We start from the raw sequence: 14,782 nt of genomic DNA on the forward strand, positions 1-14,782 counted from the left end.
ACATCGAGCGATCCATCTGACAGCGGCCGTTGAAGCGAAAATCCTCGCTCCCATCGCGCGAGTTCGCGTGCTCCGGCATCGGGCACGCCCTTCCGACAGGATCGAATAGAGGCCAATGAAGTTGAACGCCTTTGACTCCGAGGACGCAAGCGGTGGATTGTCACCTCTTCGGAACGGGAGAAAACCCATGGCTGAAAGCAATGAGATTCCCGCAGTTCGGGTCGCCGGATTCCAAGTCTTCCGAGGGCCGGACGCCATCGCAGTTCGCTTCGAATTGATGACCGCGCCGGGCACTACGGAGTCGGTCACCATCGCCCTGACACGGACTGGGGCGCAGGAGTTGGCCAAACAGCTCGCGCAGGAACCTACTGCGGGAACCACGGGAACAACGCCCGACAGCTCGCGCCAGTAGCCACAGCTCCAGTCGAAATCGTCGATCCCGACGCGACCGGTACATCCGCAGCCGGGCCGATTCCGTCACTGAGGCCAGTTTGTCGCCGGAAAATCGGCGATGATCTCCAAAACGCTCGGCTGTGGGCACATTCCCTCGAACGCCCGCCAGGCGGCCTTCGTCTTGGTCCAGGCTTGCCGTCGACGTCGAGCGTGTAGCCGAGCGCGGCCAGCGAGCCCGCTGGATGGCGGCCGTGTCCATGGAATGCATCTCGGCAGCGTCGATGTCGTCCTCGACTGCAGCGAAGGCGGCGAACCCAGCGTTGACGCGCGACTCTACTGCGCCGCTGATCGCGAGCATCGTAGTCGCATCGATCGAGTAGGTTCCGCCGTCGGCACATGCCAGACCGGAAGCCAATTCGGATCAGACATTGCGGCAACGCGGGCGCCGACCATCATGATCCACCATCACGATCTTGGAGCGGTCATCGGTGGCGGCGGGCACGCCGCCGACGACGATACCGGCAACTTCGTTGGCCAACGCCTGTCGGCTGCATAGGCGATCAGGTCGGTCTTCGTCTGGACTGCGCTTGAGGCTCGCTGAGGCCGTCAGCTTCCAACCAACTCCAGCTTGGGGCAGCGTCCTCGGCGACGAAGTCGCCGATCTGCCGGTCGGCGCCGTCGCTCTTCTCGGCCTGTCGCCGAGCGTCGGGACGTTGGCGTTGACCGCCGTATCGGTGTTGATTGCCGCAACTACCCCGACTCGACGGCTATTTGTCTGCCCGCGTGGCGACTTCCAGGATCGGCATCAGATCCCAGATTCGTCGGTTGAGGGCATGAAGCTCCCGGATCGTGCGGGAAATCTCGTCCAGCCTGGCCTCATCGACGGCCCGTCGGACACCGAAGCGCAGATTGCCCCGGCTTTCCTCCACCTTCATGTGCTGGGTATGCGTGATTTCGCCCTGCGCATCGAGAACGAAGGTCGCGTGGCTGAGATCATTGCGCAGCCGCGTCGCCGCCGAAAACCGTTCGACGATCTCATTGAGCTCGCCACGCACGGCCTTGTCTGCGAGCGCGATCTTGGCCAGACGCTGCACCAGATCCAGCCGCGCGCGCGTGGTGTTGAGCGTGGCGAAGACAATCGCCGCGACCTTTTCATCACTGCCCAGCAGCCACATCAGCACATAGATGAACAAGCTCTCATTGTTCGACCAGGCGAGATTCAGATCGCCTACGAGGTTCATGAAGGCTACCCTGCGGCTGGAGGATGGGCGCGCGGCCGCAGCTTCCAGCGCTCGGAAATCCGGCCGGGGGGGCAAGGCAGCCTGTCCTCGGGAGAACTTGCGCATCGGACGTTTCCCTTAGGCTTCGCTCAGAGCGGAGGCGCCATGTTCGAATTGCTCAAGATTCGCAGGGCGCGCCGCATGGCCCATGCCGCGATCGATCCGTTCCTGCACCGGGACCACGGCGGAACGGCAACCTTGCAGGCCGGCGATTGGCTTCATCCGCAGATCATCGGCTTCCTCGCGACGCTCGTTACATTGATCGCCCAGCGCCATTGCGGGCCGATGCGCACGCATGCGCTGGCTGCGGTTCAGGCTCGTGTCCTGAACGCCGTCACAGGCATCGGCCCGGAGTTGATCGGGGAGGAAATCTGCCTGCTGACCAGCCACGAAGATCCCGCCTTCGCGGCTGGCGCGCGCGGCGCCGTTGCTTTTCTTGAGATGCTGCGCCCCTCGACAGCGCTTGACGAGCCCGATGCCCCCGTCAGATCGCTCGACCCCACGCTGCAGAAGCTTTGGGAAGAACATGTCGATCAGTGCCTCCGCCGCAGTCCCCGGCCGCAATGATCGGCGCCGCGCGGACGATGAAGGCGGCTCGCGCCAGCACCCTTGTCGTCAACGTAGCCCCTCATCATCGGCGCCGCCCTCTCCTCCTGCGGATTCGTCGAACAGACTCAACTCCAGCTGTTGCTCCAACATCTCGCTCGCCGGATCGGCGCCTGTGCCGCGGCTTCTCAGCAGCTTGTTCAAGGCCGCCAGGAAAATGGTGTCGTCGAGATGCTGCGCCGCGCCCGCAGTCGCCGCAAGGAAGCGTTCGTAACGCGCCTTGCAGACGGCCTGCCCGGGCTGGAGCGGCGCAGGGCTGTCGGGAAACGGCTCGCGCAGGACTCGCTTCATCGCGCTTTCGCCGAGCCACGAGCCGGGCAGCTCCTTCGCGGACTCCAGGCCGGCACTGATTTTCGTTTTGAGATGCCAGGCGGTCCGGACGGACACTCCGAGAATTTGCCCCAGCCTCTGTGAACTGACGCGCTCTCCGGTCGCCGTCAACAGATAGAGCGCTTGTAGCCAGACATGCATGGGCACGTGGCTGTTCTGGAAGATCGTGCCGTGCCTGACGGTGAAGGGCTTGCGGCAGGCATAGCACTTCCACATGCCGATCGGTGTACTGAGCCCGCTCAGCCGGCCGAGCCGGCTGCTTTCCGCGCAATGGGGACAGACCGGCGCGCCGCGCCAGACCAATGCCTCGAGCGAGAGGAAAGCAGCCTGTTCGTCGTGCATGCGGACGGCATTCGGCATAGCCAATCTCCGGCACACAAGGCCGCAAGCGTCACGAGGCCACCTCCTGGGTCACTAAAATTCAAGGATTCGATAACGCAGGGTAACGATTCGTCACATTGACCCATAAGCCCCTTCATGGCTGTTTATATACAGTAGAAAGAGCTTAGGAAAGAAAAATAATACTCGTTCGACAAAACGAACTTCGAGAAAAAACACAATCATAACTCAATTAGATAAGAATAAATAGAATTAATTACAGTTTTACGTTCTGAAGCACGAATATTACGGCGAGGCATCCGGAAATATACGACCTCATCCGAATTCAAAAGATCACACAAGATTTTGACGACGCCATAGATATCTATTTATTTCAAAATCAAAATAATGAAAGGAAAAACAATGAAATAAACTCCAGTAACAAGCAGCTCAAAATTCGAAATTGAGCACCATCTTCCATGTATCGCGTAAGATATCAAGTGCTCGATCATCCTCAATTGACATCGCTCAATTCCGTGCCGCGCACCGCAGAAGAGAGGCGTAGCCGGACCCAATCGATGTCTCCCGAATGCGCAGGAGCATGTCATGGGTCAGTCCAACAATCAGCGTAGCCGCTACGACGATCCGACGCAGGGCCAATTGCAGGGCCAAGCTGAACTGCAGGCTCAGCTGCAGGGTCAGGGGCAAGGCCAGGGCCAAGGGCAAGGCCAGTCACAGGGTCAGGCTCAGTATGCAGCTCAGGCCGTCGACACCGATGTCTGGAACTCCGCCAGCAATTCGAGCGAAAACGGCAATCTCAACCTGAACGGCAACGGAAACCTCAACGCCAACGGCAACCTGAACTTCAACGAGAACGTCAACCACATCGAGAACCAGGTCGACAATCACGTGAACAACTGCGTGAACGTCGACGTGAACGTCGATCTTGACCTCTCGGGGGCCCTCCTTCCGCCATTGGACAATGATGTCATCGATATCGACACGATCCACGATATCAGCGAATCGATCATCATGCCGGACGTGGTCACCCAGACCCTCGAAAGCGGCAACAACTTCAATCTCGATCAGGTCAACAACCTGGCCGACAACGATACGCTTAACAACCCGTCCGTGAGCTACAGTGCAAGCGGTCTGGCGGGTGGCCTGGCCGAGACGTCCTGCTGGGATCCGAGCTCGAGCGACCCGGGCGGCGTCGGCGACTTCACGATGATCGCGCGGGCCGTCGGCGGCTCGGCCGAGTCCCATCTCGGCTCGATCACCGGCGACGACGGCACCTTCAGCGGGATCGGCGCAGCTTCGGCGGCCGCCAGCCTCACGCAGGAGGCCTTCACCCAGTCGATCGTCATGGGGGCCAACATCCAGTTCAACTCGGTCGACTTGACAATGGTCGGAGGGGACGCGAACGACGCGTTCTGAGGACCGGCACAATCAGCGACCGCGCGGGGCCATACGTCCCGCGCGGTTTCCGCTCCGGGTCCGCCATGTCCCTGCGCGACATGCGCCTGAAATCTTCCCGCCCGATGCGAGCCTGATGCGGGGGAGGATCGTGCCATGCAAGCCGGCGGCTTTACCGAGACGATCTGGCAGTTCATTGGCTATCTGCGTCTGTCCGACTCCGTCGCGCGGACGTCGGGCTTCTACGATGGCGAGACGCCGTCGCCGCTCCCTCCTGACGTCGACGACCTTCTGCGCGAGCCGCGACGTGGCCTCGATTTCGACGAGTTCGCTTCGGCCCCGACAACGATCAGGGAAACATCGAGCTCGGATCCGCATGCGAGCTTCGCGCCGGTATCCATGCCGGATCCTCATGGCCTTCCGAACAAGGAACTGCCCGCATTCCGGCCTCCTTTGAAGCCATTTCCTACCGATCCCTATGAGCAGAGTCTGCCGTACCATGCGGCCCCGCGGGCCATCACGGTCGAGTATCGACAGGGCGGCGACGAAGCCCTCCTGCAACTCAAGCAGGTTAATCTCGCCGATGACCGCGATCTCGTGACGTCGAACGCCGTGACCAATGCCGACGGCAGTCCGGTGATCCCGCCGGAACTGCATCTCGAGGGTCAGTTCGCCAGCCTGATCCACCAGGCCAACGACATCGTGCCGGATGGCATCCCGAATATGAGCGAGGCGCTCGAGGCTGGGCCGGGCGAAATCATCGCGATGGTTTCGGCGCGCGACGCCCTGTGGGCGCAGACCGGGAATCCGTATCCGGAAGGCACCACCGTTCCCGCGGCTCCGGAAGGCCGGATCGTCGACGGCGTCGCCGGCGCTCCCGATCCCTCCATGCCGACCATCCTCGACAGCGCCCCCTGGCGGCTGGAGGATCCCCCCGCCCAGACGGTCACCGAGGCGAAGCTGGAAGTCGCTGCTCCGACGGGCGGCGTCGCGACGCTGGCCGAGACCGGGCTCAACACGCAGATCAACGCGGCCGCCATCGTCGACGCCAATGAGGCCGTCGGATCGTTGATGGTCGGCGGCGACTATTTCTACAGCCGCGGGATCGTTCAGATGAACATCCTCGTCGACAACGACCACGTCGATGTCGCCGTCGCCGGTACGCTTTCCCCCGTCATCGAGACCCATGGCAACGAAGTCCACAACATCGCGGAATTCGTGACCCATCACGCGACCATCGACGTCAAGGGCGCGGCATCCACGCCCCATTGGAGCGTCGATATCGTCTCGGGCGACTTCTACGACGTCAAATCGGTCGTCCAGTTCAACAGCCTGGATGACAACGACCGAACCGTCCAGGCGGAAGCCGGCACCTACTTCAATCTCGGCACCGGCGGGAACGAGCAGCTCAACCTCGCGAAGATACAAGGCATTGCCGACTATGACGTCATCGTCATCGGCGGAAACTACCATCGCGCCGACTGGATCTATCAGTACAATATCGTGCTCGATCCGGACTATGCCAAGCTCTACAGCACAGGCAACGCGGATGACGACACCACCGTCACCACCGGCTTCAACAGCCTCATCAACAAGGCATCGATCGAGACCTACGACGCGGCGGCCTTCAAGCCGATGCTCGACGCTCATCACGAATTGATGGACCAGTTCGCCGCCGGAGCGACCATTCTCAAGCCGAATGCCGACTGGCATCTCTACGGCAGCGCCACCGGCACGCTGAAGATCCTCTACGTGGCCGGCGATTACTACGATGCCAACGTCATCACCCAGGTCAATTTCTTGGTGGATGGCGACCAGAGCATTCAGGCCAGCGCCAGGGAAGGCACCGAGCAAGGCATAGCCGCGGGCGGCAACAGCGCCCTCAACGAGGCCTTCATCGTCGATCCCGGGCTGATGTCGACCTCCAACTACCTCGGCGGCCACGCCTATGAGGAGGCCGTGCTGATCCAGGTCAACATCGTCACCGACAGCGACATGGTGAAGATCCACGACACCAGCACGCTCGTGCCGGAGCTCATCGCCTTCGCCGAGCACGCCACGCAGGAGCCCGAACCGCACTGCCGGCATGCGCCGGTGCAGGATCCGGCCCAGCACGATCATCTGACGTCGAACATCATGACCTGAAAGCGAGAACGAGAGAGACGGGGCAGGGGCATGACCGAGAAGAGCGAAGCAACCTCCGCAGCGCGGCCTTCTGCCGTCTCCAAACCGCTGCGCGTGATCGGCCTGCCCCCGACGATTGGGCTGTCGGCGGTCACGGTTGACAGCACGGCCAACACCAACAGCCCGACCGTTTCGCCTAGGATCGAGACGCCGCTGCCGCGCGTGAATGACGACGTCCGTGCCGATGCGCGTGGTGACGGCCAGCCGGCGCCCGAGGCGCTCACGCCGCGTTCCAAGGCCGACGCAGACGCCCTGAAGCAGGCCCCTGACGGCGGCAGGGGCCGAGGCGGCGGCAATGGCGGCGGTGGCGGCGGTGGCCCGGGCGGCGGCACGCCGATCGAACAGCGCCTCGGCGATCGCGACTTCAAGCAGGTTCTCGGCGTGGGTCTCGCCGGCGCACGGCACAACCTGATGGTCGTGGCTGTGTTTTCGGTCGTGGTGAACACGCTCGTGCTCGCCGTGCCGATCTATCTCTTCCAGATGTCGGACCGCGTGCTGACGAGTCGCAGCCTCGACACGCTGGCAATGCTCTCGATCATCGTCATGCTGGCGATCGGAGCACATGTGCTGCTCGACATGGTCCGCCGCTTCATGCTGATGCGCGTGGCCGTCGATGTGGAAAGCCGGCTTGGCGGCCCGGTGCTCGCCGCGGCTGCCAAGGCGGCCCAGGCAGGCTCCAACCGTGAGTTCCAGACGCTGGCCGATCTCCAGCAGATCCGCAACTTCCTGACCGGCCCGGTCATCCTGACCATGCTCGACGCGCCGACCGCGCCGATCTATCTGCTGGCGGTCTATCTGATCCATCCGCATCTCGGATATATCGTCACCGTCGCAGCGATCGTGCTGTTCCTGATCGCCTACCTCAACCAGCAGTTTACGGCGGCCCCTTTCGCGCGCTCGAGCGCCTTCTCGACCAGGGCGAACCTGCAATCGGAGGCGATGTCCCGCAACGCGCAGGTCATCAACGCCATGGGCATGATCCCCGAGGGCGTCGTGATGTGGGGCCGGGAGACGGCAGAATCCCTCAAAGCTCAGGTCAGCGCCCAGGACCGCAACATCGTGATGACCGGCGCTTCCAAGTTCTTTCGCCTGGGGACGCAGGTGGCGATGCTCGGCTGGGGAGCGATGCTCTCGCTCGAAGGCCAGCTGACGGGGGGCATGGTGGTCGCCTCCTCCGTCGTCGCCGGCCGCGCGCTGGCGCCGCTGGAAGGCACGATCGAAGGCTGGCGCAACTTCATTCATGCGCGGGCAGCCTTCCAGCGCGTCAAGGCGTTGCTGCAGGCCTCCCCGCTCAACCTCGATCGCCTGAGGCTTCCGAGCCCCAAGGGCCGCCTCGATGTCGAGCGCATCCTCTACGTGCCGCCGCCGACCAAGAAGGTCATCCTCAACGGCATCAGCTTCAGCCTGGAGCCCGGAGATTCGCTCGCCATCGTCGGCGCCTCCGGCTGCGGCAAGTCTACCCTGGCGCGCATGCTGGTCGGCTCGATCACGCCGACCGCCGGCACGGTCCGCCTCGACAGGATGGAGCAGCGCAACTGGGATCCGCGCCAGTTCGGCGAGAATGTCGGCTATCTGCCGCAGGATGTGCAGCTCTTCCCGGCGTCCATCAAGGCCAACATCGCCCGCATGCGCGAGGACGCTTGCGACGCCGACGTTTTCGAGGCTGCCGAGATCGCGGACATCCACGAGATGGTCGCGCAATTCGCCCATGGCTACGAGACGCAGATCGGCATCGATGGCGCGCCGCTATCCGGCGGGCAGAAGCAGCGGCTGGGTCTGGCGCGCGCCTTCTTCGGCAATCCGCGCCTTGTCGTGCTCGACGAGCCGAACTCCAATCTCGACGTGCTGGGCGAAGTGGCGCTGGCGCGCGCCTTCGAGCGGGCAAAGGCGCGCGGCATGACGATGGTGGCGATCACGCAGCGCCCTGCCCTGCTCCGCAGCGTCGACAAGATCATGATGATCAAGGACGGCGCCGTGCAGGCGATCGGAGCACGTGACGATATTCTGCCGCTGATCGTCGGGCGGCGCAGCATCGACGGTGCCGCACCGACCTCGCGCTGACGGGAACCCGCGACGGCAATCGCCGCGAGGCTAGAGCATTTTCGAGCGGGATAGACGCCGGTTCGCGCAAAGAAGACATGCCGAAACAAAGAGATAGAGCATGCCGGAGAGCCGGATGAACGCGGAAATGCTCCAGGAGACGGGAGTGGGCTCATGACAAGGCCATTGATCTCGCAGCCTTGGTATGCGGACGTGCCGCGCAGCACGCGCATGGCCACGTTGAGCGGCGTCGTCATCGTCGCCGTGACGGTCATGGGCTTCGGTGTCTGGGGCAATACCGCTCCGATCGCGGGCGCCGTCATTGCCACCGGCGTGTTCGTGACCACCGGCCAGAACAAGACGATCCAGCATCTCGAAGGTGGGGTGATCCGCGAAATTCTCGTCCGCGAGGGCGATGTCGTCGAAAGCGGCCAGCCCCTGGTCAAGCTCGACGACACCTCCTCGCGCGCCGAGCTGCGCCGTCACGAGCTCAAGCTCTTTCGGCTAGAGGCGATCGAGGCACGGCTCCGGGCCGAGGTCGCCGGCCGCAGCGATTTCTCCTTCCCCCAGCATCTGACCGAAAGGCGCGGTGATCCCGACATCGCCGCATTGATGGCAGCGCAGAGCATCGCTTTCCGGGCCCGCCAGAACAACACCGCAAGCGAGATCGCCGCTCATCAAAAGAGCATCGACGCGCTGGAGGAGAAGATCACCGGCAGCAGGGTGCAGCTAGCCGGCGTCCAGCAGCAGTCGCGATTGCTGAAGGAGGAACTCGAAGGCAAGCAGGCGCTGCTGCAGCGCGGCTACATCCGCAAGCCCGAGGTGCTCTCGCTCCAGCGCCAGGCCGCCAATCTGGGCGGTGAAGCCGGGCGCATCACCGGAGATATCGGCGATTCCCGCGAGCGTATCGCCCGCTCCCTCGAGCAGATCGACGGCGTGCGCAAGAACGCTCAGAAGGTCGCCTCCGACCAGTTGCAGGACATCAGCGCTGACCTCAACGACGTGCGCGAGCGCATCCATACGGTAAAAGGCATCCTCGATCGGTCGACCATCGCCGCGCCGGTCAGGGGCACCGTGGTCAAGCTGCGCTATCACACGCCCGGCGGCGTCATCGAGGCCGGCAAGAACATCATGGAGATCGTCTCGCTGCAGGACGAGCTCATCATCGAGGCGCGCGTCCGGCCCCAGGACATCGACAAGATCAAGCACAGCCAGCTCGCCACCGTGCGGCTGACAGCCCTGAACCAGCGCACCACGCCGATGGTCAGTGGCCGCGTCATCTATATTTCCGCCGACGCCCTGCCCGACGAGAAGCAGCGAGCCTATCCCGGCGTGCCGGATCTCTATGTCGTGCGTGCCCGGCTCGACGCCAAGAGTCTCGCTGGCGTTCCCGGCTTCCAGCCGACCGCGGGCATGCCGGCCGATGTCTACATCCAGACCGCCGAGCGGACCTTCTTCGAGTACCTGCTGCAGCCGCTCAAGGACAGCATGGCGCGGGCCTTCCGCGAAACCTGAATGCGCAACGTCGACCGGCGAGATCGCCCTCGGCGGTCGAGACGGCGGTTTCCCCGGGCTCCCAGGCACCGGGGAAACCGTCACCTCCCCGTTAAATGGTATGACTATTGCAACGGCTCCCGCGACGGAGTCGAAACATGCAACATCATTGGCCGAGCGACGCGAAAGCAACGATCGCCCTGATCGCCGTGTCGGCGTTCTGCATCCTGGGCTGGCTGGCGGATATCGGCCACTGAGCCGCGATCATCGGTCGCCGCAGCCACTGTCGCGCGCGGCCGTCCCGTTCTAGATTGCGGCCCGGATCGAATCGAACGGTTGGGCCATGAAGCACATCATCCTCCTCGCCGGCCTGCTTGGGCTCGCTCTCTCGCTCTCGGGCTGCGACAAATGCGGGAACTTCCCCCCGCTCTTCGGGCCCTATGACGGCAAGACCTGTGGTGGCGGCCAGTCGACAAGCTAGCGCGAGCGCACGAGCATGCAGGAAACGAAAAGGCCGGGGCGCGAAACCCCGGCCTTTCTTCTTGAGGATTTTGTTCTCTTGAGAGGCAGGCAGCTCAGCCGCGCCGCCCGATCAGCGACCAGCCCGCCCCAGCCACGCAGACCGTGAGCGCGACCTTCAGCGCTTCGCCGAGAAGGAAGGGCTGCACGCCAAAGGCAAAGGCCTTGGCGAGCCCGACGCCCGTCGCGCCGCCCGCCATCTGGGCGCCGAAGGCGAGCCACAGGCAGCCGATGGCCAGGAGCGCCAGATCGGCCAGAACCAACCCGCCGACGAGCCGCAGCAACGAGGCACCGCGCTCGGCCGCCCAGCCGGCAATCGCCGCCGCGACGATGAAGCCGATCAGGAAGCCGCCCGTCGGTCCGACGAGATAAAGCGGGCCGGCCGCCACCGGCGGCGTATTGGTGAAGACCGGCAATCCGGCCAGCCCATAGGCGATGTAGAGCGCCATGGTCGCGGCGCCCAAGCGCGCGCCATAGGCGGCGCCGAGTCCGAGCACCGCGAGCGTCTGCAGCGTCATCGGCACGGGCCAGAACGGCACCTTGATCTTGGCCGCCGCGACGAGAAGCAGGCTTCCGGCAAAGGCGAGCGCCACATTGCGCAGCATGGCGGTGCGCCTGCCCGTTGCGGGAAGCAGCGTGCCGGCGAGCGTCGAAGCTTGCATGGGGAACATGTCGGCCATGGGCTTGTCGTCCTTTCCCGAAAAGACCGCGCGCCGCGGCCGCTATTGCGTCTATAGAAAATGCCACGGAGCCTCACAAGCGAGCAGGCTTTGCAGGAATGGGTAACCGGCCTGGCGAAATCGGCTCAGGCCCGGGCGAGGCACGGCAAGATGGCGGACGAGATCGAATTCGACAGGAGCGCAACGACGCCGGCCGGCGAGGTCGCGAGGCTGTCGCCGCTGGTGCGCCGCATCATCGCCGGCAACAGCGGGCCAATGACCTTCACCGGCACCTGCACCTACATCGTCGGCCATGGCACGGTGGCGATCATCGATCCCGGCCCCGATGACCCGGCCCATGTCGAGAGCGTGCTGACCGCGCTCCGTGGCGAGACGGTGAGCCATATCGTGGTGACGCACACCCATCGCGACCATTCCCCCGCCGTGCCGGCGCTCAAGGCGGCCACCGGCGCGCGCGTGGTCGGCTGCGGGCGGCATCGCCCCTCCCGCGAACTCGGCCCCGGCGAAGGCCGCGTCCTCGATGCCGCAGCCGATACAGGTTACGAGCCGGAATGGCTGATGCGGGATGGCGACACGGTCTCAGGAGCGGGCTGGAGCCTTTGCGCGGTCGAGACGCCCGGGCACACCGCCAATCATCTGGCCTTCACGCTGGCCGAGGAGGCGACGCTGTTCTCGGGCGACCACGTCATGGCCTGGTCGACCTCGATCGTGGCCCCGCCGGACGGCTCGATGGCCGCCTATATGGCCTCGATCGAAAAGCTGCGCGGCCTGGAGCATGCGCGCTACTGGCCGGGCCATGGCGGCCCCGTCACCGAGCCGCAGCGTTTCCTGCGCGGGCTCGTCCAGCATCGCCGCCAGCGCGAGGCGGCGGTCCTCAGCCGCCTCGGTCAGGGCGACGAGACGATCGCCGCCATGGTGCCCGCGATCTATCAGGGCCTGGCTCCTGCCCTGCATGGCGCCGCGGCGCTCTCGGTGCTGGCGCAGCTCGAGGATCTGGTGCTGCGCGGCGCGGTCCAGGCCAGCGACGCCGTGCCGGCCCTGTCGAGCCGCTACCGTCTCGCCTGATCTAGCGATTATCCATCAACAGCTCCACCTCATCCGCGAAGGCAGCGATGCGCGCCGCATTGGCGCCGAGATCATGGCTGCCCAGCCGCGAGGCCGAGCGGATGTCGATGCGGCTGCCGTCGACGCGCGGCCTGACGCGGATGGTAATGTCTTCCGAGAAATGCAGGAAGCGCCCGCGCGCCACCGCCTCGATCCGCCCCGCCCCGCTGCGTCCGCCGGGCCGAGTGGCCTCCAATACCTGCCAGCCGAGCCCGTTCGTGGCACGACGCGCGACATCGAAGGCGCTCTCGGCCGGAATCTCCAGCAGGATGGGCACGACCTTGGGATAGGCTTGGCGTTGCACACGCCGGCGCAGGGGCGGCACGTCGGGCGGCACGCGCCCGCCGCGCGCCGTCAGCGCGGCCTGCGAGCGGCTGAAGGCCGGCGGATCGTCGATATCGGTCGAAACGTCGGACAGAGCCGGCTTGGTCACCAGCTTCACCGCGACATAGCCGAGCGGCACCAGCAGGGCGAGCGACAGCAGCATCGCCCAGGCCGCCATGCCGGCGCCGCGATGACCGGACTGCCAGATGCGGATGAAGGCCAGGATCGCCAGGCCAAGCGCGGCAAAGACGAAGAGATAGGCACCGGCGACCGGCGCGAGCCCCTCGACGCTCGGCTCGCGCAGACGGACGAGCAGCAGCGACAGGATCAGCACCGCGAGCGAAAACCACGCCAGCCGCCGGCTCCAGATGGCGGCGCGCGAAACCGGTTCCTCGAAGACCAGACGGCGATGCATCGCCTTTAGGTGACGCCGGACGAATAGGAAGGCAAGCGGCGGCGGAAGCTAAGCGCAATCTTAATCAAATTGGCGATAGCTGAGCGCGAAGAGTGGCCGGCTTGCGCCGAGGCGTCTCTTCGGCCTGCGTAAACCGCCTTCCCAGCCGCACGTCGCTCCCCGAGACCCCGCCGTGAAATTCTTCCCCTCATCGATCCAGAACTATCTCGTGGCCACCATGGCCTGCCTGTGCGTGCCCGGCATCGGCGCGCTGACCTACATGGCGGCGCAGTCCATCGTGGAGGTGCGCACTAATTTGCAGCTGTCGGAGCTGGTCGAGGCCGACAAGGCCTTGCTCCTCGCCGGCAACATGATCCGTTCCGCCCGCGGCCAGGCGCAGACCAGCATCCAGGTCGCGGATGATCCGGTCCCTGCCCTCAAGCAGATCGAGGAAACCAGCCGCAGCCGCATCGCCGAAGCGATCTTGCAGCTGCAGGACACGGATTTGCCGAGCCGCAAGGAGCTGATCGGCGGCATCCAGCAGGAGCAGAAGCTGTCCGACGCCAAGATGGCCGACCTCTATGCCGAGGCCGGCAAGCCCAAGGCCCAGCGCAGCCTCGCCGCGACCATGCCCTGGTACAACAGCGTCGGCGCCATCGAGACGGCGATCGTCAAGGCGTCGGACGAAACCTCCAACGCCACTCGCCTCGCCGACCCCGTCCTGGCCGATCTTCAGGGCTTCAAATCCACAGGCTGGGATGTTCGCGCCAATTACGGCACGCAATGCTCGCTGCTGCGCCCGGCCTTCGGCTCGGGCAAGGCGCTCGATGCCGCGCAGCTGCGCCGCCTCGGTGAAATGCGCGGCGTCTCCAACGCTTCCCTCGATACCTTGAAGCAGCTCGCTTCCCGGCCGGGCGTGGGCAGCGAACTCGCCCGGAAGATCGGTGTCATGACCGCCGAGGTCAACGCCTCCAATCGCAAGATGGACGAGCTGATCGGCAAACTCGGCCAAGGCGCGGGCCCTGTCATCGCGGCCGAAGACTGGACGAAACAGTGCAACGCGCCCTTCGAGCCGATCGTGTCCGCGGTAACCCAATCGCTCGACGATATGAGCACGAGGACGAGCGAGAAGCTCAATCATGCCTGGGTGAAACTCGGTATGGTCGGCTTCCTGCTCGCAGCGCTTGTGGTCATCTGCGTGCTGAGCTGGCGCGGCGTGCAGCGACGCGTCGTGCGTCCGCTCATCTCGCTGAAATTCGCGTTGGACGGCATGCAGCAGGGCGACTTTGCACAGGCCATCCCTCCGGCGCCCTCGCCGGACGAGATCGGCGCACTCAGCGGCGCGCTCGAGACCTACCGCGAGAACGCGCTGGCGCTCGAACAGAACCGGCGCGACCGCGAGCTTGCGATGCTGGCCGACGCCGAGCAGGCGGCTCATGTCCAGAAACTGCTCGGCGAAGTCGCCAACATCGTGGCCGACGCCCGCGACGGCAATTTCTCCGGTCAGGCCCGGGTCGGCAATATGGAAGGCCCGCTCAAGGAACTCGTCGAGGGCATCAACGAGATCAACCTCGTGGTTGATTCGGCGACGACGGAGTTCGCGCAGGCATTGTCGGCGATCGCGGGCGGGGATCTGACCAACCGGGTCGAGACCGCCTATCGCGGCCGCTTCGCCGATCTCAAAGGCGCGATCAACGAGA

14 protein-coding genes are annotated in these 14,782 nt (G+C 64.7%); 9 read left to right on the forward strand and 5 right to left on the reverse strand.

Annotation, left to right across the window (positions count from 1 at the left end; translation table 11 throughout):
* The first annotated feature begins 187 nt into the window (after window positions 1–187).
* Window positions 188–412 carry a hypothetical protein gene (locus AC1DDA_RS14005; protein ID WP_476778789.1) on the forward strand — a complete coding sequence of 75 codons (225 nt, stop codon included), beginning with the start codon at window positions 188–190 and terminating at the stop codon, window positions 410–412.
* 243 nt (window positions 413–655) lie between these two features.
* A complete protein-coding gene (locus AC1DDA_RS14010; protein WP_476796169.1) occupies window positions 656–949 on the forward strand; it encodes a hypothetical protein in 294 nt (97 codons plus the stop codon).
* A gap of 211 nt (window positions 950–1,160) precedes the next feature.
* On the opposite strand, the gene AC1DDA_RS14015 is transcribed toward AC1DDA_RS14010, so the two are convergent.
* From AC1DDA_RS14015 to AC1DDA_RS14025, 3 genes are all read right to left on the reverse strand, one after another.
* Window positions 1,161–1,739 (reverse strand): hypothetical protein, encoded by a 579-nt coding sequence (locus AC1DDA_RS14015; protein ID WP_476796170.1) that lies wholly within the window; start codon window positions 1,737–1,739, stop codon window positions 1,161–1,163.
* A gap of 12 nt (window positions 1,740–1,751) precedes the next feature.
* On the reverse strand, window positions 1,752–2,201 hold the full coding sequence (locus AC1DDA_RS14020) for a hypothetical protein (protein WP_476796171.1): 450 nt from the start codon (window positions 2,199–2,201) through the stop codon (window positions 1,752–1,754).
* Window positions 2,202–2,288: 87 nt separating this feature from the next.
* The gene (locus AC1DDA_RS14025; protein ID WP_476796172.1) at window positions 2,289–2,969 is read right to left on the reverse strand and encodes a transposase; all 681 of its coding nucleotides are present in this window, start codon (window positions 2,967–2,969) and stop codon (window positions 2,289–2,291) included.
* Between the two features lie 564 nt (window positions 2,970–3,533).
* Here AC1DDA_RS14025 and AC1DDA_RS14030 point away from each other — a divergent pair.
* The 5 genes from AC1DDA_RS14030 to AC1DDA_RS14050 all read left to right on the forward strand — a co-directional run bounded on the left by AC1DDA_RS14030 (window position 3,534) and on the right by AC1DDA_RS14050 (window position 10,542).
* Entirely contained in the window at window positions 3,534–4,364 is an 831-nt protein-coding gene (locus AC1DDA_RS14030; RefSeq protein WP_476796173.1) for a hypothetical protein, read from the forward strand.
* A gap of 135 nt (window positions 4,365–4,499) precedes the next feature.
* Entirely contained in the window at window positions 4,500–6,488 is a 1,989-nt protein-coding gene (locus AC1DDA_RS14035; protein ID WP_476796174.1) for a hypothetical protein, read from the forward strand.
* Between the two features lie 30 nt (window positions 6,489–6,518).
* A complete protein-coding gene (locus AC1DDA_RS14040) occupies window positions 6,519–8,588 on the forward strand; it encodes a type I secretion system permease/ATPase (RefSeq protein ID WP_476796175.1) in 2,070 nt (689 codons plus the stop codon).
* Window positions 8,589–8,741: 153 nt separating this feature from the next.
* Window positions 8,742–10,082, forward strand: coding sequence for an HlyD family type I secretion periplasmic adaptor subunit (locus AC1DDA_RS14045; protein ID WP_476796176.1), 1,341 nt, complete (start codon window positions 8,742–8,744; stop codon window positions 10,080–10,082).
* Window positions 10,083–10,404: 322 nt separating this feature from the next.
* The gene (locus AC1DDA_RS14050) at window positions 10,405–10,542 is read left to right on the forward strand and encodes a hypothetical protein (protein WP_476796177.1); all 138 of its coding nucleotides are present in this window, start codon (window positions 10,405–10,407) and stop codon (window positions 10,540–10,542) included.
* Between the two features lie 94 nt (window positions 10,543–10,636).
* Here AC1DDA_RS14050 and AC1DDA_RS14055 read toward each other — a convergent pair whose 3' ends face one another.
* Window positions 10,637–11,260 (reverse strand): biotin transporter BioY, encoded by a 624-nt coding sequence (locus AC1DDA_RS14055; RefSeq protein ID WP_476796178.1) that lies wholly within the window; start codon window positions 11,258–11,260, stop codon window positions 10,637–10,639.
* A 150-nt stretch (window positions 11,261–11,410) separates the two neighbouring features.
* Here AC1DDA_RS14055 and AC1DDA_RS14060 point away from each other — a divergent pair, with 150 nt between their 5' ends.
* Entirely contained in the window at window positions 11,411–12,325 is a 915-nt protein-coding gene (locus AC1DDA_RS14060) for an MBL fold metallo-hydrolase (protein WP_476796179.1), read from the forward strand.
* A gap of 1 nt (window position 12,326) precedes the next feature.
* On the opposite strand, the gene AC1DDA_RS14065 is transcribed toward AC1DDA_RS14060, so the two are convergent.
* Window positions 12,327–13,103, reverse strand: a complete 777-nt coding sequence (locus tag AC1DDA_RS14065; protein WP_476796180.1) for a DUF1499 domain-containing protein — start codon at window positions 13,101–13,103, stop codon at window positions 12,327–12,329.
* Between the two features lie 172 nt (window positions 13,104–13,275).
* Here AC1DDA_RS14065 and AC1DDA_RS14070 point away from each other — a divergent pair.
* The coding region (locus AC1DDA_RS14070; protein WP_476796181.1) for a HAMP domain-containing protein at window positions 13,276–14,782 on the forward strand (1,507 nt) is incomplete at its 3' end.

Source organism: Allobosea sp. 10N428 (assembly GCF_056394545.1).

Excerpts from the sequence above, each read along its gene's own strand:
- AC1DDA_RS14005 (WP_476778789.1), top strand. The coding sequence starts at position 188 with ATGGCTGAAAGCAATGAGATTCCCGCAGTTCGGGTCGCCGGATTCCAA.
- AC1DDA_RS14010 (WP_476796169.1), top strand. The coding sequence starts at position 656 with ATGCATCTCGGCAGCGTCGATGTCGTCCTCGACTGCAGCGAAGGCGGC.
- AC1DDA_RS14015 (WP_476796170.1), bottom strand. The coding sequence starts at position 1,739 with ATGCGCAAGTTCTCCCGAGGACAGGCTGCCTTGCCCCCCCGGCCGGAT.
- AC1DDA_RS14020 (WP_476796171.1), bottom strand. The coding sequence starts at position 2,201 with ATGTTCTTCCCAAAGCTTCTGCAGCGTGGGGTCGAGCGATCTGACGGG.
- AC1DDA_RS14025 (WP_476796172.1), bottom strand. The coding sequence starts at position 2,969 with ATGCCGAATGCCGTCCGCATGCACGACGAACAGGCTGCTTTCCTCTCG.
- AC1DDA_RS14030 (WP_476796173.1), top strand. The coding sequence starts at position 3,534 with ATGGGTCAGTCCAACAATCAGCGTAGCCGCTACGACGATCCGACGCAG.
- AC1DDA_RS14035 (WP_476796174.1), top strand. The coding sequence starts at position 4,500 with ATGCAAGCCGGCGGCTTTACCGAGACGATCTGGCAGTTCATTGGCTAT.
- AC1DDA_RS14040 (WP_476796175.1), top strand. The coding sequence starts at position 6,519 with ATGACCGAGAAGAGCGAAGCAACCTCCGCAGCGCGGCCTTCTGCCGTC.
- AC1DDA_RS14045 (WP_476796176.1), top strand. The coding sequence starts at position 8,742 with ATGACAAGGCCATTGATCTCGCAGCCTTGGTATGCGGACGTGCCGCGC.
- AC1DDA_RS14050 (WP_476796177.1), top strand. The coding sequence starts at position 10,405 with ATGAAGCACATCATCCTCCTCGCCGGCCTGCTTGGGCTCGCTCTCTCG.
- AC1DDA_RS14055 (WP_476796178.1), bottom strand. The coding sequence starts at position 11,260 with ATGGCCGACATGTTCCCCATGCAAGCTTCGACGCTCGCCGGCACGCTG.
- AC1DDA_RS14060 (WP_476796179.1), top strand. The coding sequence starts at position 11,411 with ATGGCGGACGAGATCGAATTCGACAGGAGCGCAACGACGCCGGCCGGC.
- AC1DDA_RS14065 (WP_476796180.1), bottom strand. The coding sequence starts at position 13,103 with ATGCATCGCCGTCTGGTCTTCGAGGAACCGGTTTCGCGCGCCGCCATC.